We start from the raw sequence: 25,642 nt of genomic DNA, 5'->3' as shown, positions 1-25,642 counted from the left end.
ATTTTTACTAAACTAAAAAGACGAAATTAAAATGCACTTACCTTTGGGTAAGAACGGGTATTATATCTAAGAAATTCTCGCAGAGGTACTCTGGATTGAAATCAGCGAGGTTTTCACCTTGGTTATAGCCATAACCGAGTGCGACAACGTCAACCTTAGCAGCTTTTGCTGCCAAAATATCACTTTTTGAGTCGCCTATCATAACTGCTTTGGCTGGGCTGACATCTAATTGCTGACAAGCAAATAGTAAAGGCTCAGGTGATGGTTTCTTTGCCATATCATCACCACATACAATCAACTGAAAATGACTAGTCAGTGAAAGCTTATCAAGTAACTTTTCGGTAAAACGACGTGCCTTATTGGTGATCACCACTTTAGGAATACCAGCAAGTGCAGCAAGCCCAGTTTCTACATGTTGATAAAGCGCACTGTAGTCACCTACAACTTGGTCATAGTGCTGATAAAACAAATTAATTGCACGCTCAGTAAGGGCTTCATCTAAATGCTCACTGATTTGCATATCGCCACTTAAACCACGCTTTACAAGTGTTTCTATGCCATTACCTACCCAGCTCTCAACTAGCTTTTGTGTAACAACCGGAAATGCGAGGTCAGTTAGAGTCAGATTCATCGCAATGTATAAATCATAAACACTGTCGACTAAGGTGCCATCTAAATCGAAAAATGCCGCATCGTATTTCATGACTCAACCTTTGCAAGCTCGCTGCGCATCGCATCGATAACCGCTTTGTAATCTGGTTGATTGAAAATCGCTGAGCCTGAAACAAACATATCAGCGCCCGCTTCTGCAATTTCAGCAATGTTATCAACACCAACGCCACCATCAACTTCTAAACGAATATTGCGACCTGAGTCATCAATAATTTTACGCGCTTGGCGAAGCTTTTCGAGGGTATGAGGAATAAAGCTTTGGCCGCCAAAGCCAGGGTTAACCGACATTAATAGCACTACATCAACTTTATCGAGCACGTGCTCAAGGTAGCTAAGGCTGGTTGCAGGATTAAATACAAGCCCTGCTTGGCAACCACTGTCTTTTATAAGTTGCAAGGTACGGTCAATATGCTCGCTAGCTTCTGGATGAAAGCTAATAATAGAAGCGCCTGCTTCAGCAAAGTCGGGAATTAGGCGATCGACAGGCTTAACCATAAGATGCACATCTATCGGGGCTGTAATACCGTAATCGCGCAGTGCTTTACAAATCATCGGGCCAAAGGTTAGGTTTGGCACATAATGGTTATCCATCACATCAAAATGTACAACATCTGCCCCACTTGCGAGTACACGATCAACATCTTCACCTAAACGGGCAAAGTCAGCTGATAAAATAGAAGGGGCTATTAAATACTTTTGTAATGTTTCCAACATGAGAGATTCCATCATAATTTGCGACTGCAAGAAGAGCGCATAATGTAACCCAATCGACAGCTGATTAAAACACCACAGCTAACTGTTAAAACGCTATTACTCAAGGCTAATCCTTTTAGCTTATTGAATTAATGTAAATTTAATCAAAAATTGAACAATCGTTCTATTCAGCTGCTTGCATAAATGCATTTAAATGAAACAAAATATAAACATAAAATTTACTTTAAAAGACTAATTTTATTAAATTTTTATTTAATTCAGCCGTAATTAAGTTTGTTATTTGAGCAATTGTTATGTATGCTTGTCTAAATAACACAAACAAGGGTTATTCTCATGCGTGCTTTTAAAATAGGGATCTTAATCGCGTCCGCACTTACGGTTGCTGCGTTTGTATCTTTTTCATCTGCTGATGAAGACGACTTTTTAGCAGCGGCGTCTGGCTGCTCATGCAATACGCTTAACGCATCATCTTCTGCTCAATGTATGAAAGCAGAACAAGAAACAGGATGGTTTTCTTGGTTAACGGGTGATAGCCGCAGCGCTCAGTTCCATTATCTTGATTTACTTGAGTTATTAACAAGTAGTGAAGAGTCAAAGAAAGTTAGCGGTTTAGGTTCTAAGTTCTAAATCGCATGAACAAATTCATTAGTGCATTACAAAGTGTCTTTGCGGCATTTTTTGGTGTGCAATCAGAAAATAAGCGTCAAGCTGACTTTAAAGAGCATTCGCTCAGTACTATTATCGTCATTGCCCTCGTTTTATTCAGCCTGTTTGTAGCAGCGATTTATTTCACCGTTTCTTTGGTGCTAAATACATAGCCATTAGTTCATTCACTTTATTGCGTGAACCTCCCTTCGGGCTAATCGTGCGTTTTACCTGAATTTCATCCAGTGATGCTTGGCTGTAGATCTTACGAGTCCATACCGTATCGTGGTTAGAAATAAGTACCGGCGTGTTATTTTCGAATGCAGCCTGCTCAGCTAAATTCGCCAAGTTAGCTTGATCATCTAAATTGAAACCACCTTTAGCGTAAGAAGTAAATGAAGCTGTTTTACTCAAAGGCACATAAGGTGGATCGCAATACACTACCGCATTATTAGGAATAAGCTTAAAGACTTCATCATAGCCTAAACACGTAAAGGTGGCTTGCTGGGCTTTTTCAGCAAAGAAGTGCATTTCTTTTTCAGGAAAATACGGGCGCTTATATTTACCAAAAGGAACGTTAAAAATACCTTTAAGATTGTAGCGGCACAGACCGTTATAACCATGACGATTCATGTATAAGAATAAAATTGCGCGCTCATACACATCGCTGCTCTGATTAAACTGAACACGGTACTCATAATAGGCTTCAGGATGGTTATTGAGCTCTACAAATAGTTTTTTTGCATCGCTAATAAATTCGTCAGGCGTGCGCTTTAGCTCGGTGTACAGGTTGATCAGATCCGCATTAATATCGTTTAAAATATAATGCTTAAAATCAGTATTGAGGAATACAGAGCCAGCACCAACGAAAGGTTCAACTAAGGTGTCAGCATCCATACTCGCTTGCTTTAAGCGGGTACGAATATCTTCAACTAGGCTGTATTTTCCACCCGCCCATTTAAGGAAGGCTCTGGTCTTTTGCTGCATCTGCTCTTAACTTCAATTCGGTGTTGCGCGATTTTACACTAATCAGTTTTAATTTACTGATTTAGTGAAGCGATTTCTTGTTTAATTTTACTTATTTTTTTATAAAACGGCTGATTTTTACGCACATTCTCAGAAAGTGTTGTTACGCCCTTCTTAGCATCATTCAGTGTGGCATAACTGCCATAAGTGACAATCCACCACGGCTTACCGCTCCGTAAGCTTTGGTAAGTATTTACCTGCCCTTGCAAGCCATTTTCATTAATAAACTTATCACTGATCTCTTGCTTAGTGACCGCTAGTAATTGGATTACAAAATTGTCGTCTGGCTGAGACAAATACCACGCATTCCCAACTAATGGCTGCTCTGGCTCAATTGCAGACTCAGCTTGCTCAGCATCACTGATGATGGCTGCTATAACTGCATCTGTCGTTGGTTGCTCATTCTCTTGTGTAACTGGCTCTACTGGCAAAAGGCTATCAACAATCGCAGCCACGTTATTGTTATGACTTTCATTGTTATGGTTTTTACTGTCAGAGCCATCAACTGGCATCGCGGCAGCCTGAATCGTGTTGTTATCATCATTAGTAGCAACTGGCTGCTGGGCTTGAGGCTCATCTTCAGCTTGTTCTAGAACAGGCTCTTTGCTTGCTTCAGGGCTATTTATTACTGCTTCTGCAGGCAGTGCTGTTGCCACAGAGCTTGTTGTATCTTGTTGGTAATGTGCTTTCCACCACTCGGTCATATCAGCTTTATATAAAAAGCCAATGATCAACAGCATGGTTGTGATTAAGAGCAAAATTAAATAAAGCAGTTTATAGCTTTTCTCGGGTGTACGAATATCCGCAGTTTGCTGTTCAGGCTCCCAAGCTAGCAATAAGGCTGGGTTACCATGCGCTTCTTGTAAAAAGGTGCGAAAAACTGGATCTTCTTCAACAGGTAGGTTATCGAAAAACCAACGCATAAGTTGCTTACTTTCGCTCAAGTTAAGCGCTTCAAGGTGAATTTCGACCGCTTGGCTAAACTGGCCGACCGATTGTGATGCAATCAATATGTATAACGTGCTCGGGCTTTGCTTGGCAAGAATTTCTAATTGATGAATTAACTCTTCAGATAAATGACGCCCTCCATCAATCACCCATAAACAATCACCACAAGGCTGTTGCTTATAGAGTTGATAGAAGTTTTCAGACAAACTTAAAGAATGATCAATTAGCGGATTGCTAAAGCTTTGTTCTAACAGTTCAGTCATAAACTGTTGGTCGGTCATTTTTCCTGACAACTGAACAAACGCTTTATTAAAGTCGAGGTATTTATCAGTAATGAAGGTTTCTAATAAATAGCTTTTACCAAGGCCTGACGGGCCAAGTAAGCAAATTAGATTTTGCCCATATTCAAACTGCAGAGCGATTCGATCAACTAGCGCAGCACGGCTAGGCAATATTTGCGATTGCATTAGCGCGCTATTAAATCACAAACCTGCTGATCAGTAACATCACTTACCAGCGCACATTGACCAAATTGGGTAGGAAGAATAAAGCGAATAGTGCCTTTTTTGTTTTTCTTATCTTTACGCATATGCGTTAAAAACTGCTCGCTTGTCATTTCTGCAGGAATATCGACTGGTAAATCATACTCAGCAATCAATTTAACAATGCGTTCAACTTCTGCAGCAGTTAAGTCATCACGGGTATGAGCTAGACGTGCCGCCAGCACCATACCTGCGGCAACGGCTTCGCCGTGTAGCCAATTACCGTAACCCATTTGTGCTTCGATAGCATGACCAAAGGTATGCCCTAGGTTAAGTAAGGCGCGTAAACCTGCTTCTTTTTCATCTTGCGCAACAATCAAGGCTTTGATTTCACAACAACGGTAAATCACATGCTGCAATGTTTGCTCATCAAGTGATTTAAGGTTAGCGATATTTTGCTCTAGGTAGGCAAATAATTCAGTGTCGTAAATGAGGCCGTATTTAATTACTTCAGCCATACCTGCTGCGAATTCACGCTCAGGTAAAGTATGCAACGATTGCGTATCGATAAATACTGCTTGTGGTTGGTAAAACGCACCAATCATGTTTTTACCAAGTGGATGGTTTACTGCCGTTTTACCACCAACAGATGAGTCCACTTGCGACAGCAAGGTAGTTGGTACTTGAATAAAAGGCACGCCACGCTGATAACATGCAGCAACAAAACCAGTTAAGTCACCGACAACACCGCCACCTAAGGCAATAAGGCAAGTATCACGACCACAGTTATGTTCAAGTAAGAACGCCGATATCTTTTCAAACCACTCAAGTGATTTATATTGTTCGCCATCAGGGATAGTAAAAGATAACGGGTTAAGATCAGCCAACGACGTCATTACATCATCAAGATATAAAGGTGCAATGGTGTCGTTGGTGATAATGATAGGTCGACAATCGCCGATGTGCTCGCGTAGCCGACCAGTCTCTTTAAGAGCAGATTGACCAATATAAATAGGATAACTTCGCTCGTCCAAATTAACTGTTAATTCAAGCATAGCTAGTTTCCTTTTTATTATTGGTTTTTAAAAATCTAATTTCTCGATGATTTGATTAGCAACAACTTTCGCGCTTTGCTCATCAGTGCGGACAACAAAATCAGCAACTTCTTTGTATAACGGTTCGCGTTCTTCAGCTAAGCGTTCTAATACATCACGCGGTGCTTCTTCTGTTTGCAATAATGGGCGACGCTTGTCGCGCTGCGTGCGTGCAACTTGCTTTTCGATTGGTGTCTCTAGGTATACAACGATACCGCGAGCAGATAGCTTGTTACGCACTTCTTTACTGATCACAGAACCACCGCCAGTTGCAAGAACAATACCTTGCATCTCAGTTAGGTCTGAAATTACAGTTTCTTCACGAAGTCGAAAGCCCTCTTCACCCTCAAGATCGAATACCCAAGCAATGTCTGCTCCAGTACGACGCTCGATCTCTTGATCTGAATCGAAAAATTCAAGGTGTAATTGGTCAGCAATGTGACGACCAATTGTGCTTTTGCCAGCCCCCATAGGGCCCACTAGAAATATATTACGTTTCTCAGCCATATCTTTTTAGTACAAACGAACTCTAAAATTTGAAATAAAACCCCGCCTAACGACCTGGCCCCAAAATTAAGGAGGGGATTATCTCAGTAATTGCTTGGGTATTTCAAGTCAATTAGCATAAAAAGCTAGATAACGAGCAATTAAACATGCTAATTGCTCGTTGCTTAAGAAAAAATCACTTATTCGATTTGAATTTTTGGCGTTACAAAGATTAACAGCTCTTTCTTCTCGTTAAATTCACTCGTACTTTTAAACAATGCACCAAGGTATGGAATATCACCTAACAGAGGTACTTTCTTAGTTGAGTTAACGATTTGCTGTTGAAAGATACCACCAAGCACCACCGTTTGGCCGTTTTCTACTAATACCTGAGTTTGGATCTCTTGGGTATTAATTGCCACAGCAGAACCCGTTGGTGTTTGTACCGTATCACCACGCGTATCTTGCGTAATAACGAGGTCTAAAATTACTTTGTTATCAGGGGTGATATGTGGCGTTACTTCTAAGCTCAATACTGCTTTTTTAAAGGTTACTGTCGTTGCACCACTTGATGCTGCTTCAACGTAAGGGATCTCTGTACCTTGCTCAATACGTGCTTTTTGCTGGTTGGCCGTAGTAATACGTGGGCTTGCGATAATCTCACCACGGTTTTCTTCTTCAAGGGCACTTAGCTCTAAATCTAATATTGTGCCATTGGCTAACTTAGCTATTTGTACACCAATACTACCGGCAGGGCTAGAAACAGGTAGGTTAACATTTAAGCGGTCAGAAATACTCGGAATATTATCGTAAGAGCCAGCACCAAACATGCCACCAGCACCTTCTAGTGTGCCAGAGATAGCGCCGTCACTACCTACATCGCTGATCCCCCAACGAACACCTAAATCTTCTTGTACGTTATCATTCACTGTTACCATACGTGATTCAATCACTACTTGCTTAACAGGAATATCTAGAGTTTCGACCATACGGCGCACGCTTTCGATACTTTTTGCAGTATCTTTGATAAGCAAGGTATTAGTACGTTTATCAACAGACACACTGCCTCGTGCTGAAATAATACTGTTGGTGTCTGTTTTCAATAAATCAGCAAACTCTTCTGCTTTAGCATAGTTAAGGCGGATATATTCACTATAAAGCGGCTCTAAATCTTCAACCTGCTGTTTAGCTTGAAGCTCTTTTGCTTCACGCGCAGCTAGCTCTTCTGATGGCGCAACCATCAAAATGGAGCCATCCATACGCTTATCAAGGCCTTTAATTTTAAGCACTACATCGAGAGCTTGATCCCAAGGAACACCGTCTAAACGTAATGTAATATTGCCTGTTACTGAATCACTTGTTACTAAGTTAAACTCGTTATAGCCCGCAATAATCTGTAGCACAGAGCGAATCGGAATATCTTGGAAGTTGAGGCTCATAGGGCGACCTTGATATTCAATACCACCTTCAAGGTACGCGCGCTGTGTATCATCTTTTTCAACAGTTAAGGTAAAGATATTTTCAATTTGTTGGTGAGTAAACTTAAATGCGGCATTTGGCTCAACCACGATGCGCGTCATATTACCTTCTTTGAAAGTTTCGATGTTACTGACAACCGTGCCAAAATCCATTACATCTAATTGATACAATAAATCATCTAAAATATCTGTATGGTGGAACTCTGCAATAATTTTACCGCCACTTTCATGTACATCAATTGCAGCTTGCGTATCTTGTAAGAAAACTAAAAGACGTGCTTCACCTTTTTCACCACGACGGAAATCAATAGACTGTACTGTATTAATAAAGTTGCTAGACGCTGTCAGTCCATCCGCTGAATCATCCGTTGCAATTGGGTTATCTGAAACATGTAAAGTAACAATATTATCTTTCGCAGCTGTTTTATAAATTTTTAGCTTGTCTAACGTTACAACAACTTTTAAACCATCAGCAGTCATCGTGCTAGTTACATGCTGGATACCTGCTTGATTAACAGGTACATCACGCACTTCATTATCAACACCCACATTGCTGAATAGCATTTCTATACGAGCAGGTGAGTTATACACCTGAACTTTTGGTTCGAATGTAAGGGCTTCATCAAATACTAGTTGTAATTGTGTTTCGCCTTTCATTAACGGGTTATACCGCACATCATACAACAGAGGGGCAGCGATTGCCGTCTGGGCCAAAAATAAGGCTAATGCAGCTAACATGAATTTATGCATGTGTTTTAACCATGCCATTCCTATATGCATCTTCTTTTTACCTTTCATAAGATTAACTTGCACCATTTGTATTCGCCTCTAACATTTCTAGCTTAGTCAGACGCTCTTTCCAACAACCAGCCCCATCAGGGATTAATTCTAATAATTCTATATAATTGTCGTGCACTTGTTTTATTTCACCGTGATACAAACCAATATAATTACCTACAGTAACTCGATAAAGCGTATCGTCTGCAGCTTTTATCAGCGCCCACGTATTACCAACACGACCAATAGTCCCTTGCATTACTAGGTTATCTAGCGGGTACTTTTCAAGTGGCTGGCGAACACGATTAGGATCGGGGTGTAAGCAGTTTTTAACTTGCACTAAATTGCTTTGGATAATTTCCGGTTTCGGCGCCACAAATGGGCTGCGTAATTTCCCGGCATTATATGCAAAATGCTCGAATTTAGTGATCTCAGGTATGGGTTCAACTTTAGGCGTTGTACTTGCTTTTACTTGATCAATAAACTCTTTTTGTTCTGAAGTATCGTCATTACATGCACTGAGCACAAGAGTCATGGCAATAATTAAGGGAAGTTTCTTCATTTTTTAGTCCCCCCTTCATAACGATAAGTCTTGGCAACAACACTAAAAGTGAGTTCGCCATCACCAAGCGTTTGGATTGTAAAGTCATGCAAACTCACAATACGTGGTAACTGAGCAACTTTGCCTACGAACTCACCAAACTCATGATACGTCCCTACCACTTCTATTTTGATAGGTAGTTCTGTATAAAACTCTTTTTCGACTTCAGGTAACCAGCCAATTTTCAAAAAGGTTAAACCACTGGTGGTGCCAACATAAGATAAATCATCTAACAAACCTGGGGTTTCGTTTGAAGTAGGTAAGCGTTTTAAAAGTTGCGAGAATTTATCTTCCATTTCAACCATTTGCTGACGATAAATCTCTAAATTACTCGCAACAGCATATTTTGCTTTATATGTTTGGCGAAGCTCAGTTTCTTTGGCTACGGAGCTATGGTAACTGGCAATTTCATCTGACACCAATAAGCTATAGCTAAAGTATAAAACCAGTGCTGCAACAAAGGCGCAACATATTGCTTTTACGGCAATGGGCCAGTCGCCCATATTTTCGAGTTCGATTTCATTCCAATCTATTTCAGTTAACGCTTTGATATCAAGGTTCATTGCGCACCTCACCTATCTGATCAAACGGCTTAACGTAAAAGTCCATATTAAAATCACTCAACAATCTTGAGGTTTGCTCACCGGCAACGATACCTTGCATAATAGGTCGCTCTAATAAATATGAACCTTGAACTTGGCGCAACATTGTTGATAAGCGGTTATTTGATTCACTGCGACCGATTACATGAATGCGGTCATCACGACGTTCAAGCTTAGTTAAATAAACGCCAGCAGGAACAATTTTAGCGACTTCATCCATAATTTGCGTACCTAGGTTACGGTTACTCTGTAACTCTTCGATGAGGCGCATTCGCTGTTGTAAGTTTTCTTTTTTCTTATCGAGTTCGTTTATTTCTTGTATACGTTGATTCAATAAAGCGATTTCTGTATTTAAAAAGTTATTTTTTACATTTTGCCCTTCGCGTAAACCACTATAAAAAGAGCTTAGTAGATACATACTTAGGAAGCTAACAACAACTACACCAAACAGTATAGTAATAAACTTATTCTGGGAGTCTTTTCGTTGTTGTTCGCGCCATGGCAGCAGATTTATATGTGGCATGATGAAAAACTCCTTAATGCCAAGCCTGTAGCTATCGCAAACTGAGTGCGATGACGCTGCAACATATTGCGGTCAACTTTTGGCGAAATCTCAATGTTGGCAAATGGGTCAGCAACTATAGTGTGAATGCCTAATTCCTCAATTAGTAGCCTATCTAAGCCGTCAATCATGGCTGTGCCGCCTGTAAGCACAATGTAATCAACTTGGTCTTTACCACTGGTTGTTAAGAACATCTGCACAGCGCGTCGAACTTGTTGTAACAATGATGTCTGGAAGGGAGCTAAAACTTCGAAAGTATAATTTGGTGGTAAGTCACCCGTTGTTTTACCAATTTCAGCTTCATCAAAGCTCTTGTTATAATACGCAACAATACTGTTGGTATATTGGTCACCACCAAATACTTGGTCACGGGTGTAAATTGTCTCGCCTTCTTGCACTACACTTACAAGCATTAGTACAGCGCCAATATCAACCACAGCTACGCACTTGTTGTACGCGTCACTAGGTAATTGTTGATAGTAAATATCCATAGCTCTGCTCAGTGCATAACTTTCTACATCAACAACCCCGGCTTTTAAATTTGCAACTTCTAGAGCTCCTACTCGCGCTTGTACACTCTCCGTTCTCGCTGCTGAAAGCAATACATTCACTTTACTTGGATCAGCTTCATTAATAGCGAGTTTTTCAAAATCGATGTTGACTTCATCAAGGGGATAAGGAATTAAACTATCAGCTTCAATCGCTATTTGTGACTCTAGTTCAGCATCAGTTAATGTTACATCCATAAAAATCACCTTAGTGATTACTGTTTGCCCTGACACGGCAACGGCAGCGGTTTGAGCTGATTTAGGAATTTTTCTTTTTAGTTTAGCGATAACATTACCTATCGCTTCAATATCTTGAATAGAACGCTCAGACATAGCGCCTTTTGGCATAGGTTCAATAGCTAACGCTTCAAGCCGCATACCCGCGTCTGTCTCTTGCAACAACACTGCTTTAATACAGTGCGACCCAATGTCGATTCCTACCATCATAGATGAAGGCTTTTTAAATAGCTGACTTAGCATGTTTGCAACTTGGCCTTTGTTTTAATAATAAACAAGTTATAATTTTTGTCTGAAAAAATATTATTCATTTTTTAATCAATATATACTAGCAGTCTCCGATTCTAATTGGGAGTCCATTTAGGGAAAATATAAGTGATTTTATTAAAGCGAACTTTACAATTTATTATCATCTGCTCATTTTTAGGACTAATCACTTTAGTTGGTCTATACTATTACGTTAAACCTGATATTCCTAGCGTACAGGTTTTAAAAGACGTTCAATTACAGACACCTATGCAGGTTTTCTCACGAGATGGATTATTGATTAACCAATTCGGTGAAAAACGCCGCATTCCCGTTACAATAGATCAAATTCCTCAACCATTAATCGATGCGATTTTAGCAACAGAAGATAACCGTTTTTACGAGCATATCGGTATCGATCCAATTGGTATAGTACGTTCGGCCATTGTACTCATATCTACAGGTGAAAAGAAACAAGGCGCAAGTACGATAACAATGCAGCTTGCCCGTAACTTCTTCTTAACTAGAGAAAAAGCATACATCCGTAAGGTCAAAGAGATCTTCATTGCTTTACATATCGAAAGTATATTAAGTAAAGACGAAATCCTCGAATTATATTTAAATAAAATTGAGTTAGGTAATCGTGCTTTTGGTATTGGTGCAGCTGCACAAGTTTATTATGGCAAAGACCTGAATGAGCTAACCTTAGCGCAAATGGCAATGATTGCAGGCTTACCGAAAGCTCCCTCAGCGCTTAACCCTATTCGTAATCCAGCACGAGCTAAAAACCGCCGTAATGTCGTTTTAGGACGTATGTTAACTGAAAAATACATTACCCAAACTGAATTCGATGAAGCGACTAGCGCGCCTATCACAGCTAAATTCCACGGCGCAGAAATTGAAGTGTATGCCCCTTATATCTCTGAGATGGTACGTGCTGAAATGGTTGAGCGTTATGGCCATGAACGAGCTTATAACTCAGGCTTCAAAGTTTACACCAGTGTTGATTCAAACATTCAACAAGCGGCACAAGATGCCATTGTTGATAACCTACACGCTTACGACATGCGTCATGGCTACCGTGGCGCTGCAGCTCAGTTATGGGACAGTGAAAACGAAAGTCCACTTAGCCAAGAAGAGATCTTATCTAAATTAAAAGATGTTAAAGAGTTTGGTCCACTATTAGCAGGTGTAGTGACGAATGTCGCTGAGCAATCAATTGATGTTTTACAAAAAAACGGTGAACAAGTGACTATCGAGTGGGATGGCTTAAAATGGGCACGTAAGTATATTACCCGTTACCGTCAAAGCTTCCCACCTAAAACGGCTACTGAAATTTTATCCGCGGGAGCGCAAATTTGGCTACGTAAGAACGCTGATGATAGCTATATTCTTAGCCAAGTACCTGAAGCATCGAGCGCACTTGTTTCACTTGACCCACAAGATGGTCGTATTAAAGCCATTGTCGGTGGTTACAGCTTTGAACAAAGCCAATACAATCGAGCAGTTCAAGCAAAACGCCAGGTAGGTTCAAACATTAAGCCATTTATTTATTCAGCTGCACTTGAAAGTGGTTATACACTCGCTTCTATTCTTAATGATGCGCCAATCAATCAGTGGGATAGAAGCCAAGGTGTGGCATGGCGTCCAAAAAACAGCCCTGCAGTTTATAATGGCCCTATTCGTATTCGCCGTGCACTCGCTCAATCTAAAAACGTAATATCAGTGCGCTTGTTACGTGGTGTTGGCCTTGAGCGTACTGCTGATCACCTGCTTAAGTTTGGTTTTTTAAATAGTGATATTAACCGTAGCGAATCATTGGCCCTGGGTAGTGCCTCAATCACACCTCTTGAACTAGCACGCGGAATGAGTACTTTCGCCAATGGCGGCCACTTAATTACTCCTTACTTTATTTCTGAAATTCAGGATTCTGCTGGTAATGTGTTATTCAAAACAGAGCCAGAATTTGCCTGTGATGAACCTGAGCAAGTTGTTACACCTGAGTTTGCATCACTAGATGATAACCAATTGGATCAAGCACAAAGTGTGAGCACTCCACGCTGTGCTCCGCGTATCATTTCAAAGCAAAATGCATTCTTAATTTCGCAAGCTATGCACAGCGCAATTTGGGGTGGTGGTAGCTGGACTCACAAAACCGGCTGGAGTGGGACAGGCTGGCGTGCACAAGCGCTTGATCGCCGTGATCTAGCAGGAAAAACAGGTACCACCAATGATTCTGTTGATACCTGGTTCAGTGGCTTTAACCGCAATGTAATGACCTCGGTATGGGTTGGCTTTGATAACCCAGGTATCACACTTGGTCGTTCGACTTATAATAATAACCTCGATAAGTCACAAATATCAGGTGCAGAATCTGGCGCTAAAACAGCACAACCTGCATGGGTCGACTTTATGCGTGCAGCCCTTGATGGCATGCCTGAATCACCTATTGAGCCTCCTGAAGGTTTGGTATCGGTTCGTATCGACTTAGCAACAGGCCTTTTAAGCCATAAAAATGACTACACCAGCCGTTTTGAGTACTTCATTAAAGGCACTGCACCAACCAAGTACGTAATTGATCAACCAACAGACGTATTCGAAGAAAAGCTCAGCACTGAAGAAGAGTTGTTCTAAATAAGTGAATTGCTATTTTGAAACAATAAAAAAGCGCCCTTCTGGGCGCTTTTTGCTTAGCTATTTAAACTAAGATCAGCAAAATTATTTTAGGTTATTTACCAGCCAATATAGGTCTGAGTGAACTCCAGCGGCAGTGACCTCTTTACCCGCTCCTGGGCCTTGGATCACCAATGCATTATCTGTATACCACTGTGAATTGATCACAAAGATGTTATCGCCCGGTTTAAGGCTTGCTAATACATCATCTTTGCCAACATTGACTAAACCGACTTGAGCCTGAACCTTACCATCAACGAGTGTAATAGCACCGGTATAGCGCACCACTTTGTCTTCTGCCGCAGCTTGCGCTGATTTTTCTGTCATAAATTCATCGAGCAGCTGTTTGTTTGCAAGAAAATCTTGCCAGCTTCCTACTGCAAGCTGTTCAGGCATCAGAGGTGTTAAAGCAATGTCATTAAGCTCTAAATCAAGGCCTAGATCACGCGCTAAAATCAGTAGTTTACGCTGCATATCACGGCCAGATAAGTCTTCACGAGGATCTGGCTCTGTATAGCCCATTTGCTGAGCTTGAAGCACTAAATCTGAAAACGGCACGCTGCCATCGTAACTGCTACATAACCACGATAAAGTACCCGAGAATACCCCTTCAATACGGTTAATGCTGTCTCCGCTATTTTGCAAATCAGCTAAAGCAAAGTTAATCGGTAAACCTGCGCCCACACTGGTGTTATAACGCCACAACAAGTTTCGCTCAGCCAAATTAGTGCGTAGGTTTTGATACCAGCTATTTTCTGCGGTACCCGCATATTTGTTTGCACTGATCAAATGACAGTTAAGCTCTACAAAATCAGGATACAACTGGCTAAAAGCCTCACTGGCAGTGATATCAATCACTACTTTGTGCTCATAATCTAGCTCATTGATACGTGCTAATAACTCAGCTTTATCGTAGCTTTGCGCTTCATTGTGCCACTGCTCTTGCCATGTTTCGGTATTTAAACCACTGGCACTAAAAAGCATTTGTTTAGAGCGTAAAAGAGCTACTACTTTTACTTTGTACTGAGCAGATAAACGAGCAAATTGAGCTTGTAGTTGCGATAAGAACACTTCGCCTACATTACCAAGGCCAGCAACGATAATGGCCAACTCTTGACCTTTGTTTACCAGCTTGTCATGTAGAAGAGTTAAAACATCACTGTCAATTGCCTGATCGTTTAAGATCAACACATAGTTATCGTCTTGTTGTACAAAACGAGGATGAATGCTTTGCTCTTTTAAAAGCGCTGTTGCTTGCTCTGTTAGCGCAATGACATCAGCTGTTGGTGCAACCACTGCACAACCACTTAAATTAGACTCGACAATATTTGCACGGCCCGCTAAGTGGCTTACAACTTGGTGAGTGCTTTGACCTGGCACTAACAAGTAAGTATCGCCATCTTTAGTAAAGTGGTGCAGGCTGTGTTGAATTAACTGACTAAGCTCACCAACTTCACCACCGCTTAGTTTATCAACCCGTAATAAATCGATGTTATCTAAGGTAGTAATAAAACGCTTTGCTTTACTGTAACCTTCTTTTACTACTTCGGTTGGCGTTGCATCACAATCAAAACTACTTCTTACCACCAGTTTGATTTCTGAGTCTTTTAACGGCGACAAGGTTTTTGCATGCAATACTGGGTTACCTAAACGCGCTAATAAGTTAGCTTGCTCACGGCACACCTTGGCATACTTAACTGCATTTTTAACTTTACGAGGGTCAGTACTAAATACCCCTTGTGTGTCTGTCCAGATAGACACTTGCTTAGCAAAAGTATAACTCGCTAACAAGGTGGCACTGTAATCACTGCCATTACGGCCTAATGTCACCGTATTACCTTGGCAATCTGAAGCTATAAAACCCGTTACTACGTTGATATGTTTTCTGCTAATCGCATCACTGCATTGCTGTTGGTTTTTTTGATGTAAAAGCTGACCATCATTTAGAGTAAATAACTGCCTTGCATCAACATCTTGCGCATCAACACCTAACTGATTTAGGTAAGCGGCCAATAACCGCGCCGACCACACTTCACCATGAGCAAGTAAAGGTGCTTCAAGTAACTGCTGCAGACTAATTAATTCATTTAATACGGCAAGTTCATCTTTTAACTGTGCCAAGGCCTGTTGTTTATTCTGACCTGTAAGTAGCTGCTCAATTAAAGCCCGTTGATTGTTATCAATAAGCAATAGAATATCGCTAACAGCTTGGCTATCTTGCTGCTGGTAACTTTGCCAAAGCTTTACTAGGGTATCGGTTGTTTTACCCGATGCCGACACAACAATGCAATCGCCCTGCTCAGTATTCGCAAGAACAATGTTCGCTACTGCATGATAACGATCCGCCGAGCTTAAGCTTGAGCCACCAAATTTATGAACAATATTTACCATTTCTTCTACCACAATGCCGTATGTGCTGGCGTTAACTTAAATGACGCATTTTGCTGTGTATCTTGCTGTGTTTGCTTAGCTTCAGCTGTTGTAACTTGCTGGCCTTGACCTGGTTTTACTAAATTGAAAACACGGTCTAAATCTGCAATGAGATCTTTTACGTCTTCAATACCTACAGAAATACGGATCAGCGTATCGCCCACACCGGCATCAAGGCGCGCTTTAGGCTCCATGCCTGCGTGCGTCATTGTTGCAGGGTGACAAATCAAGCTTTCTACCCCACCTAGCGACTCAGCAAGGCTAAAATCTTTAAGACTAGTTAAAAACGCAGCAGCATCGTTAATGTCGCCTTTAATATCAAAGCTCACCATGCCACCAAAACCACGTTGCTGTGCTTTAGCAAGCTCATGTTGTGGGTGAGAAGCAAGGCCTGGGTAATAAACTTGGCTTACATAAGGTGAGCTTTCTAAATACTCAGCAATGGCAAAGGCATTTTCTTGGTGCTGCTTTAGGCGTACATTTAAAGTACGTAAACCACGAAGCGTTAAGTAGCTGTCAAATGGTGCACCAGTAATACCGATATTATTCGCCCACCAAGCAAGTTCGTCGCCTAGCTCTTGCGTTGCAGCAATCACTGCACCGCCCACTACATCAGAGTGACCATTGATGTATTTAGTGGTTGAGTGCACAACAATATCAACACCAAACTCAATGGGGTTTTGTAATGCAGGTGATAAGAAGGTGTTGTCAGCCGCAACCAAAGCACCACACTGCTTAGCAATACTAGTAATTGCTTTAATATCTGTTAAACGCAAGATTGGGTTACTTGGCGTTTCAATCCAAATCAACTTAGGTTTAATCGCTAAAATTTCTTGGAGATTTTCAGTTTTAGTTAAATCCAAAACTTTCAGTTTTAACAGGCCACGTTTTTCAAGCGAGGTGAATAAACGGTAACTACCGCCATAACAGTCATGTGGGATCACTAACGTATCGTCACTGTTTAATAGCTGAGTAGCTAAATGCACAGCAGACATACCTGTTGCAGTTATAATACCTCTAGCACCACCTTCAAGCTCAGCTAAGGTTTCAGCTAAGATATCGCGATTTGGGTTACCACTGCGACCATAGTCATACTGGCGCTTAGTATCAAAATCAGCAAACGAATAGGTGGTTGATAAGTAAATTGGTGGTACAACCGCACCATGATGTTTATCGGCTTCGATGCCGTGACGAACAGCAATCGTCGCTTTATTTTTTTCGCTCATTTCATCACCTATTCTTAAATTGGATGTTTAGACGTCTAAAAGGTTAGATGATCAAATATGAGAAGTCAAAGCATTTATGGCTCACACATAGAAGTTTATACATTTACACCACTAGATGGCTAAATAACTAGTATTTGACTATCTTTTTTAAAGAGATAGAATTTCCGCATCTTGCGCTGTGAATAAGGCGTAAATCACTGACAACCGAGGCAACGAAACAACTTATGGCTAAATGGAACGGTGAATACATTCACCCATATGCAGAACACGGTAAAAAATCAGAACAAGTAAAAAAGATTACCGTATCAATCCCACTCAACGTATTAAAAGTATTAACTGACGAGCGTACACGCCGCCAGATCAATAACCTGCGTCATGCGACGAACAGTGAGTTATTGTGTGAAGCTTTCTTACATGCTTTTACAGGTCAACCATTACCAAATGATGACGACCTACGTAAAGACAACCCTGAAAAGGTACCTGAAGAAGTTAAAAAAATTATGCAAGAAATGGGGTTAGATATCCCAGTGCTTGATTCAGAATAAGTATTTCGGCCATCGGATCACCGCCGATAATCGCAGATATAAAAAAACTCAGCCTAGGCTGAGTTTTTTATTGCGCGATATACCTAATAGCTAATTAAGTTTAACGCATGTAATCTTCTGGCATGTCGATTTGCGCTACACCCGACTCTACTGCTGCTTCAGCAACAGCACGTGCAATACGTGGTAATAAACGCGGATCCATAGGCTTAGGAATGATGTACTCAGCACCAAACTCAAGTGACTCAACGCCAGCTGCTTTTAATACTTCACTTGGTACAGGCTCTTTCGCGATACCACGAATTGCGTGAACTGCAGCAATTTTCATTTCATCATTAATTGCCGTTGCACGAACATCTAACGCACCACGGAAAATGAATGGGAAACAAAGCACGTTATTTACTTGGTTAGGGAAATCTGAACGACCCGTTGCCATAATTAAATCGTTACGCGCACTGTGTGCAACTTCTGGAGCAATCTCAGGATCTGGGTTTGAGCATGCAAACACGACTGGCTTATCAGCCATCAGCTTAAGATCATCTGCTGTTAACAGGTTAGGACCTGATACACCAACGAATACGTCAGCATCAGCAATAACATCTTGTAATGTACGCTTATCGGTATTGTTAGCAAATAATTGCTTATACTCGTTTAAGTCATCACGACGTGTATGGATCACACCTTTACGGTCAAGCATATAAATGTGTTCACGCAGTGCGCCACACTTAATTAAAAGCTCCATACAAGCAACAGCAGCAGCACCGGCACCTAAACATACGATGATAGCATCTTCGATATCTTTACCTTGCACTTCAAGGGCGTTAAGCATACCAGCAGCAGTCACAATAGCTGTACCATGTTGGTCATCGTGGAAAACTGGAATATCACAGCGCTCGATAAGCGCTTTTTCGATTTCAAAGCACTCTGGCGCTTTAATATCTTCAAGGTTGATACCACCAAACGTATCAGCGATGTTAGCAACCGTATTAATGAAATCTTCTGTTGTGCGGTGTTTAACTTCAATATCAATTGAGTCAAGGCCAGCAAAACGTTTGAATAGTAACGCTTTACCTTCCATTACAGGTTTTGATGCAAGCGGACCTAAGTTACCTAAACCTAAAATTGCGGTACCGTTTGAAATAACCGCAACCATGTTACCTTTGCCTGTGTATTTATAGGCATTTGCTGGATCAGCAGCAATTTCACGGACTGGTTCAGCCACACCTGGGCTATAAGCTAAAGCGAGATCGTTAACCGTTTCGGCTGGCTTGGTTAGTTCAACACTAATTTTACCTGGAACGGGGTGAGCGTGGTAATGTAATGCTTGTTCACGAAAATCTGACATAACGCGATAGTATCCTGCAAAAAGTTAAAAAGTGAGAGAGCTTGCATCAGTACGATACCTGTAATGTATAAAAATTCCAAGTATTATCAGGTCTATCCTGTTATATGCTATATCGCTTAATTTTAAAGGATTTCCCAACAGTTTCTGCGCATAGTTGCGATTAATCAGACATAAAAATTCACCTATTTATGACCTTTTAAGCACGTGTTTTTGTATTTTATACGCACGTACACTGCAATTAGCCGAAATTAGCCCAAAATAGCCATTTCAACGAAGTTCACTGCATTTACTCACAAAGTTATTTAAATTTATTATTTTTAATAACTTTTATGAAAGTTTATACAAAAAAGAATATAGCCAAGGGGTGGCACTTTGTCTGCAAAATTAGCGACATAATGGGCATAACAGCCAGAAATAGTTATGCAAGATACATAAGTGAAGATGATGAGTGACTAGCAATGTTAATAAAGAGTTTTGTGAATTTTAGGCATAAAAAAAGCACCCTAAGGTGCTTTTTTTAACTAAACAGCAGAGATTACTTCTTGCTGCTAAGTGCACCGAAGCGCTTGTTGAAACGATCAACACGGCCGCCAGTGTCTAAAATCTTTTGCTTACCAGTGTAAAACGGGTGACACTCAGAACATACGTCTAAGTGGATGTCTTTACAAAGAGTTGAGCTAGTTTCGAATTTGTTACCACATGAACAAGTTGCAGTGATAGCTTCGTACTTAGGGTGAATACCTTCTTTCATAGGGAACCTCTAGTTAAGGCCGTATCGCTCTCCAAACCCGAAGTCTGGCACCATACGCAGTTAATACAATTAATAGGCCGCGTATTTTATAGCTCAAGAAGCCTTACGACAAGCTTTAAATACATCTTTCGCTAAAAAAATAACCAAGTGGTCTGTTGTTCAGTATTTGTTGGTAGGTTTTTAACTGCAATTTTAGTACATTATCTTTCTATCTTTGTTTCAGTTGAGTTGTTATGCACTTTGTAGAAGTTGCCATAAAAGTCCCTTTACAGCGTACCTTCGATTATAAAGTTGAACAGCTGCTGCATAGCCCTGAGTTAAAGCCAGGTATGCGCGTTCGCGTGCCATTTGGTAGCCAAAAAAAGGTTGCCGTGGTCTTGGCTCTTAAAACATCAACCGATGTTCCCGCTGACAAAATCAAGCCGATTATTGATGTTATAGACGACACGCCAGTGTTATCTGAGCAACACTTAGCATTACTAAAATTCACAGCACGCTACTACTGTTACCCATTGGGCGAGACCATTCATACGGCACTTCCGGCTGCATTAAGACAAGGCGAATGCCCAGATAAAACCAGCATTAACATGGTTGAGCTGACCGATAAAGGTGCAAAGCTGCCGTCGCTGAAAGCAAAAACCCAGTTGAGTTTATTAAAACAGCTAGCCGAATCAGGCAAATCATCGGTTACAGAATTAAAAGCACTCGGATTTACCAAAAAAACCATCGACAGTCTGCTCGATAAAGAACTGATCACTCAATTTATTGAACATGATAACCAATGGCAGCAACGCGCGCCGAGTGTTGGTAGCAAACCAGTGCTTAATAAAGAGCAAGCTGTTGCCTGCACCAGCATTAACCAAGCTCGTGGCTTTACCAGCTTTTTGCTTGAAGGGGTTACCGGAAGCGGTAAAACCGAAGTGTATTTGCAATGCCTAGAAGAAGTACTCAAAAAAGGTCAGCAAGCCTTAGTATTAGTGCCTGAAATTGGCTTAACACCACAAACGGTTAATCGTTTTCGTCGTCGCTTTCCTGATACCCCGATTATGCTATGGCACTCAGCTCTAACAGATAACGAACGCTTACAGACTTGGCGTTTTTGTGAAAAAGGCAGCTGCGCTATAGTGATCGGCACACGTTCGAGTATTTTCTTGCCCTTTTTATCTCTTGGCATGATCATCGTTGATGAAGAGCACGACAGCTCGTTTAAGCAACAAGATACACTACGCTATCATGCTAGAGACCTAGCCGCTTATAGAGCATACCAACATAATATTCCGCTCGTTCTAGGCAGTGCCACACCGGCACTTGAGACCTTACATAAGGCAATTAATAACAAATATCAGCTGTTGAGCCTCACTGAACGGGCCCAAACCAGCACCGATAACCAGTTCCACTTAATGGATATGAAAGGTCAGCCTGAGCAAGCAGGGATTGCCCATGCCAGCCTTGCTTATATGCGCCAACATTTAGAACGTGGTAAGCAAGTGATGGTGTTTTTAAACCGTCGTGGTTTTTCGCCTACCCTTATATGCCATGAGTGTGGCTGGCTAAGTGAGTGCTCACGTTGTAGTACCAGTGCAACCTTTCATAAAGCCATTGGCCAGATGATTTGTCACCACTGTGGTGAACAACATCAGGTCCCTCATCAATGCCCGGATTGCGGCAGTACGCAGATTTTTCCAAATGGCAAAGGCACTGAACAAATCGAAGAGTTTTTAACACAAACCTTCCCTGACATTCCGATTAGTCGTATTGACCGAGATTCAACTCGTCGTAAAGGCAACTTAGAAAAAGCCCTTGATGATATTAACCAAGGCGGTGCGCGTATCTTAGTTGGCACGCAAATGTTGGCAAAAGGCCACCATTTTGCCGATGTTAGCCTTGTTTTAATCCTAGATGTCGACAGTGGATTATATTCGTGTGATTTTCGCGCCACAGAGCATTTAGCGCAACTTGTTACACAAGTCGCAGGCCGCGCAGGTCGAAGTGGTGAACCTGGGCAAGTGTTATTACAAACTCACTTTCCTGAGCACCCGCTACTGCAAGACTTAGTTAATAATGGTTACCAAGATTTTGCCCGTTATGCACTCACAGAGCGAGAAGACGCGCAGCTTCCGCCAGTCACCAATATGGCTATGGTTCGTGCCGAAGGACATAACATAAATCAAGTGATGGATTTTTTAACTGATTTGGTTCCTGTCCATAACGTATCTGGTATACAATTGCTCGGTCCGATACCTGCACCACTGGAACGTGTAGCAGGTAAATATCGCTTTCAGTTACATATTCAGGCGCAGGAACGCTCCCACTTACACCAATATTTAGCGCAAATGGTCGACTATATAAGTACCAGTAAATTAGCGCAAAAGGTGCGTTGGAGCTTAGATGTTGATCCTATAGATATGATTTAAAGGCCAATTAAGAGTCATGGCACAACACGATTACATAAATAAAAAACCAGCAAATCGAAATAATAAAAAACAAGCCCCGGCGAAAAAGCCTTTCCCTATTATTCTTGTTTTAATTGCGCTTATCTTAGTAGGCGGGTTTGGTTACGGCCTATGGTATATCAAACATAATGCTGATCCTGAGTTAGTAGAGCAGCAAGCAAACCCGACTAAAAAAGAAGAAGTAGTTATTCCACCACCTAAGACACCTGAATTTATCAAAGAAATTAAAGAGCACGAAGTTCAGGTTGAAGTAAAAGAGATTGAACAAAAAGGTCCATATGTAATGCAATGCGGCTCTTTTAGAACATTAGAGCAAGCACAAACATTAAAAGCTAAAATCGCTTTTGCCGGCTTAGTGGCCGAAGTTAAGAAAACACAAGGCAGCAATGGTGTTTGGTATAAAGTGCGCTTAGGCCCATACGAAACCAAACGTTTAGCCGAAAGTGACAAGAATAAACTTAAACGCATCAAAATAATGGGCTGCGGAATTTGGCTTTGGACTTGATTTTAGTTCATTCACCCATATAAACACCTCATCAATCGCTTTTTACGAGCGGCCTTGCCGCTCGATGATGAGGAATAATCATGACCACTATTGTAAGTGTACGCCGCGACGACAAGGTCGTTATTGGTGGCGACGGCCAAGTTTCACTTGGTAACACCGTAATGAAGGGCAACGCCCGCAAAGTTCGACGTCTTTATAATGGCAAAGTAATCGCTGGTTTCGCTGGCGGTACTGCTGATGCCTTCACCCTTTTCGAACGATTTGAAAGCAAGCTAGAAATGCACCAAGGCAACTTAACCAAAGCTGCCGTAGAAATGGCCAAAGATTGGCGTAGTGATCGTGCACTTAGAAAGCTCGAAGCACTATTAGCAGTTGCAGACGAAACTGCTTCATTAATTATCACAGGTAACGGTGATGTTGTGCAGCCAGAAAACGACCTAATTGCGATTGGCAGTGGTGGTAACTTCGCGCAATCAGCAGCCACAGCGCTACTAGAAAACACCGACCTAAGTGCACGTGATATTGTAGAGAAAAGCCTTACTATTGCAGGCAACATCTGCGTATTCACGAATAATTTCCAAACTATTGAAGAATTGTAATAGGAACTGCCATGTCTGAGATGACGCCAAGAGAAATCGTTCACGAGCTTGATCAACATATTATTGGCCAAGCTAAAGCTAAAAAAGCAGTTTCAATCGCGCTACGTAACCGCTGGCGCCGTATGCAACTGAGCGATGATTTACGCGCAGAAGTAACGCCAAAAAACATTTTAATGATTGGCCCAACAGGTGTGGGTAAAACTGAAATTGCTCGCCGCCTAGCTAAACTTGCTAATGCGCCTTTTATTAAAGTTGAAGCAACAAAGTTCACCGAAGTGGGCTATGTTGGTAAAGAAGTAGAAACGATCATCCGCGATTTAGTTGATATCTCAATTAAAATGACGCGTGAACAGCAAACCAAAAAATTCAAACATCGCGCTGAAGAAGCGGCAGAAGAGCGTATTTTAGATGCTCTTTTACCACCAGCACGCGATACCTTTGGTGAGTCAAAAACAGAAGAGAACTCTTCTACTCGTCAATCTTTCCGTAAAAAATTACGAGAAGGTCAGTTAGACGATAAAGAAATTGATATCGATGTTGCACAAGCTCAGCCAAATGTTGAGATCATGGCTCCTCCTGGTATGGAAGAAATGACCAACCAGCTTCAGAGCATGTTCCAAAACATGGGTGGCGATAAGCGCAGCAAGCGTAAGCTAAAAATCAAAGAAGCGTTTAAGCTATTGGTTGAAGAAGAAGCAGCAAAACTTGTTAACCCTGAAGAGTTAAAAGAGCAAGCTATCTTCGCAGTAGAGCAAAACGGTATCGTGTTTATCGATGAGATCGATAAAATCTGTAAACGTGGTGAAGCATCTGGCCCAGATGTTAGCCGCGAAGGTGTACAGCGCGACTTACTACCATTAATCGAAGGTTCAACAGTAAGCACTAAACATGGCATGGTTAAAACTGACCACATGTTATTTATCGCATCTGGCGCATTCCAAATGTCTAAACCATCAGACATGATCCCAGAGCTACAAGGTCGTTTACCAATCCGCGTTGAGCTTGAAGCACTAAGTGCTGATGACTTTAAACGTATCTTAACTGAGCCTCATGCTTCATTAACTGAGCAACAACGTGAGCTGTTAAAAACAGAGCAAGTTGAAGTTGAGTTTACTGATGATGCCATTGAACGTATCGCAAAAGCAGCTTGGCAAGTAAATGAGAAAACCGAAAACATCGGTGCCCGTCGCTTGCACACTGTGATGGAAAAACTAATGGAAGAAATTTCATTTGATGCCTCAGAAAAAGCAGGTTCAACACTAACAATTGATGCCAATTACGTTGAGCAGCATTTAGGTGCACTTGTTGAAGATGAAGACTTAAGTCGCTTCATTCTTTAATCAACAAATTAGCGTTATAATTAAAAGCCTCCAATTGGAGGCTTTTTAGTTTATATAAGGTAAGGCTCACATGAAAGAAGTCACTAAAGTGCATTATCACAGCGTTAGCAAAGTATTAGATGTTCATTTTGATGATCAGACTCTTGCTCAATTTAGTGCTGAATTTTTGCGTGTTCACTCACCTTCAGCTGAAGTACAAGGTCATGGCAATGAACCTATGAAACTCGTACTTGGTAAGCAACAAGTGGGAATTAGCAAGATTGAGCCGGTTGGTCATTATGCGATTCGACTGGTGTTTAGCGATAATCATAATAGCGGTTTATTCAGCTGGCACTATTTAAGTGAGCTGCAAGCTAACCATGATGAGCTTTGGCAGCAATACCAAACGAGAGTCTCTGAGCACGAAGCAAGTAAAGACAGCGTGCCTATTAAGTTTGTGCCTTAATACCAACCCACAATAATACTTAATCATTTTGAGGGATTAAACCTGTCGCTAACTGCGTTAAAAATTTCTCATTTAGAACAACTAAATAACGAAATTTTTGCCTTGTTATCAACGAGGTTTTATTGCCTCAAAATAGACTACTTAATTAAGCGGATTGGTATTAAAATCTTGTCGCGGTATACACACCCAAACAACAAAAAAGCGCGATGACGACA

General features: G+C 41.3%; 24 protein-coding genes. 9 read left to right on the top strand and 15 right to left on the bottom strand.

Features of this window, described 5'->3' with window-relative positions; genetic code table 11:
* Positions 1-37 precede the first annotated feature (37 nt).
* Together NFU46_RS15380 and rpe are read right to left on the bottom strand one after the other, a co-directional pair.
* Positions 38-703: a phosphoglycolate phosphatase gene (locus NFU46_RS15380; RefSeq protein ID WP_054563343.1), complete on the bottom strand. Its 666-nt coding sequence runs from the start codon at positions 701-703 to the stop codon at positions 38-40.
* Positions 700-1,386, bottom strand: a complete 687-nt coding sequence (gene rpe / locus NFU46_RS15375) for a ribulose-phosphate 3-epimerase (RefSeq protein WP_054563342.1) — start codon at positions 1,384-1,386, stop codon at positions 700-702. The genes NFU46_RS15380 and rpe overlap by 4 nt, the downstream gene beginning before the upstream one ends.
* 333 nt (positions 1,387-1,719) lie before the next feature.
* On the opposite strand from rpe, the gene NFU46_RS15370 reads away from it, so the two are divergent.
* Both NFU46_RS15370 and NFU46_RS15365 read left to right on the top strand, forming a co-directional pair.
* Complete coding sequence (locus NFU46_RS15370) at positions 1,720-2,013, top strand: hypothetical protein (RefSeq protein ID WP_175083226.1); 294 nt, start codon at positions 1,720-1,722, stop codon at positions 2,011-2,013.
* A 5-nt stretch (positions 2,014-2,018) separates the two neighbouring features.
* Positions 2,019-2,204 carry a DUF2970 domain-containing protein gene (locus tag NFU46_RS15365; protein WP_054563341.1) on the top strand — a complete coding sequence of 62 codons (186 nt, stop codon included), beginning with the start codon at positions 2,019-2,021 and terminating at the stop codon, positions 2,202-2,204.
* On the opposite strand, the gene NFU46_RS15360 is transcribed toward NFU46_RS15365, so the two are convergent.
* From NFU46_RS15360 to NFU46_RS15320, 9 genes are all read right to left on the bottom strand, one after another.
* Positions 2,176-3,018 (bottom strand): Dam family site-specific DNA-(adenine-N6)-methyltransferase, encoded by an 843-nt coding sequence (locus NFU46_RS15360; protein ID WP_054563340.1) that lies wholly within the window; start codon positions 3,016-3,018, stop codon positions 2,176-2,178. The genes NFU46_RS15365 and NFU46_RS15360 overlap by 29 nt on opposite strands.
* Positions 3,019-3,071: 53 nt before the next feature.
* Positions 3,072-4,472 (bottom strand): SPOR domain-containing protein, encoded by a 1,401-nt coding sequence (locus tag NFU46_RS15355; protein ID WP_251602974.1) that lies wholly within the window; start codon positions 4,470-4,472, stop codon positions 3,072-3,074.
* Complete coding sequence (gene aroB / locus NFU46_RS15350) at positions 4,472-5,542, bottom strand: 3-dehydroquinate synthase (RefSeq protein WP_058583849.1); 1,071 nt, start codon at positions 5,540-5,542, stop codon at positions 4,472-4,474. Before aroB ends, NFU46_RS15355 begins: the two co-directional genes overlap by 1 nt.
* A gap of 27 nt (positions 5,543-5,569) precedes the next feature.
* Entirely contained in the window at positions 5,570-6,088 is a 519-nt protein-coding gene (gene aroK / locus NFU46_RS15345) for a shikimate kinase AroK (RefSeq protein WP_036973192.1), read from the bottom strand.
* Positions 6,089-6,267: 179 nt separating this feature from the next.
* Positions 6,268-8,361 carry a type IV pilus secretin PilQ gene (locus tag NFU46_RS15340; RefSeq protein WP_251602972.1) on the bottom strand — a complete coding sequence of 698 codons (2,094 nt, stop codon included), beginning with the start codon at positions 8,359-8,361 and terminating at the stop codon, positions 6,268-6,270.
* A complete protein-coding gene (locus NFU46_RS15335; RefSeq protein WP_251602970.1) occupies positions 8,348-8,884 on the bottom strand; it encodes a pilus assembly protein PilP in 537 nt (178 codons plus the stop codon). Before NFU46_RS15335 ends, NFU46_RS15340 begins: the two co-directional genes overlap by 14 nt.
* Positions 8,881-9,486: a type 4a pilus biogenesis protein PilO gene (locus NFU46_RS15330; protein ID WP_251602968.1), complete on the bottom strand. Its 606-nt coding sequence runs from the start codon at positions 9,484-9,486 to the stop codon at positions 8,881-8,883. Before NFU46_RS15330 ends, NFU46_RS15335 begins: the two co-directional genes overlap by 4 nt.
* Complete coding sequence (locus tag NFU46_RS15325) at positions 9,476-10,048, bottom strand: PilN domain-containing protein (RefSeq protein WP_175080803.1); 573 nt, start codon at positions 10,046-10,048, stop codon at positions 9,476-9,478. Before NFU46_RS15325 ends, NFU46_RS15330 begins: the two co-directional genes overlap by 11 nt.
* Entirely contained in the window at positions 10,036-11,115 is a 1,080-nt protein-coding gene (locus NFU46_RS15320) for a pilus assembly protein PilM (RefSeq protein ID WP_251602965.1), read from the bottom strand. The genes NFU46_RS15325 and NFU46_RS15320 overlap by 13 nt, the downstream gene beginning before the upstream one ends.
* A 132-nt stretch (positions 11,116-11,247) precedes the next feature.
* Between NFU46_RS15320 and NFU46_RS15315 the strand changes: the two genes are divergently transcribed.
* Positions 11,248-13,752 carry a penicillin-binding protein 1A gene (locus NFU46_RS15315; protein WP_251602963.1) on the top strand — a complete coding sequence of 835 codons (2,505 nt, stop codon included), beginning with the start codon at positions 11,248-11,250 and terminating at the stop codon, positions 13,750-13,752.
* An 84-nt stretch (positions 13,753-13,836) separates the two neighbouring features.
* On the opposite strand, the gene metL is transcribed toward NFU46_RS15315, so the two are convergent.
* Entirely contained in the window at positions 13,837-16,182 is a 2,346-nt protein-coding gene (gene metL, locus NFU46_RS15310) for a bifunctional aspartate kinase/homoserine dehydrogenase II (RefSeq protein WP_251602961.1), read from the bottom strand.
* Between the two features lie 5 nt (positions 16,183-16,187).
* The gene (gene metB / locus NFU46_RS15305; RefSeq protein WP_251602959.1) at positions 16,188-17,447 is read right to left on the bottom strand and encodes a cystathionine gamma-synthase; all 1,260 of its coding nucleotides are present in this window, start codon (positions 17,445-17,447) and stop codon (positions 16,188-16,190) included.
* 224 nt (positions 17,448-17,671) lie between these two features.
* On the opposite strand from metB, the gene metJ reads away from it, so the two are divergent.
* A complete protein-coding gene (gene metJ, locus NFU46_RS15300; RefSeq protein WP_054563330.1) occupies positions 17,672-17,992 on the top strand; it encodes a met regulon transcriptional regulator MetJ in 321 nt (106 codons plus the stop codon).
* A 100-nt stretch (positions 17,993-18,092) separates the two neighbouring features.
* Here the strand turns inward: metJ and NFU46_RS15295 are convergent, their stop codons facing one another.
* Positions 18,093-19,334, bottom strand: a complete 1,242-nt coding sequence (locus NFU46_RS15295) for a malic enzyme-like NAD(P)-binding protein (protein ID WP_054552813.1) — start codon at positions 19,332-19,334, stop codon at positions 18,093-18,095.
* Between the two features lie 535 nt (positions 19,335-19,869).
* On the bottom strand, positions 19,870-20,085 hold the full coding sequence (rpmE, locus tag NFU46_RS15290; RefSeq protein ID WP_036973208.1) for a 50S ribosomal protein L31: 216 nt from the start codon (positions 20,083-20,085) through the stop codon (positions 19,870-19,872).
* Positions 20,086-20,318: 233 nt separating this feature from the next.
* On the opposite strand from rpmE, the gene priA reads away from it, so the two are divergent.
* The 5 genes from priA (at position 20,319) to NFU46_RS15265 (ending at position 25,427) form a co-directional block, all read left to right on the top strand.
* A complete protein-coding gene (gene priA, locus NFU46_RS15285; RefSeq protein WP_251602957.1) occupies positions 20,319-22,499 on the top strand; it encodes a primosomal protein N' in 2,181 nt (726 codons plus the stop codon).
* A 16-nt stretch (positions 22,500-22,515) separates the two neighbouring features.
* Positions 22,516-23,043 (top strand): SPOR domain-containing protein, encoded by a 528-nt coding sequence (locus NFU46_RS15280; protein ID WP_054563328.1) that lies wholly within the window; start codon positions 22,516-22,518, stop codon positions 23,041-23,043.
* Positions 23,044-23,123: 80 nt separating this feature from the next.
* Positions 23,124-23,642: an ATP-dependent protease subunit HslV gene (hslV, locus tag NFU46_RS15275; RefSeq protein WP_054552816.1), complete on the top strand. Its 519-nt coding sequence runs from the start codon at positions 23,124-23,126 to the stop codon at positions 23,640-23,642.
* Between the two features lie 11 nt (positions 23,643-23,653).
* Positions 23,654-24,982 (top strand): HslU--HslV peptidase ATPase subunit, encoded by a 1,329-nt coding sequence (gene hslU, locus NFU46_RS15270; RefSeq protein WP_251602955.1) that lies wholly within the window; start codon positions 23,654-23,656, stop codon positions 24,980-24,982.
* A 70-nt stretch (positions 24,983-25,052) separates the two neighbouring features.
* Entirely contained in the window at positions 25,053-25,427 is a 375-nt protein-coding gene (locus tag NFU46_RS15265) for a gamma-butyrobetaine hydroxylase-like domain-containing protein (RefSeq protein WP_251602953.1), read from the top strand.
* Positions 25,428-25,642: the final 215 nt, after the last annotated feature.

This window comes from Pseudoalteromonas sp. NCCP-2140 (assembly GCF_023708065.1).
GTDB lineage: Bacteria > Pseudomonadota > Gammaproteobacteria > Enterobacterales > Alteromonadaceae > Pseudoalteromonas.
This window is presented reverse-complemented; position numbering and strand designations above follow the sequence as displayed.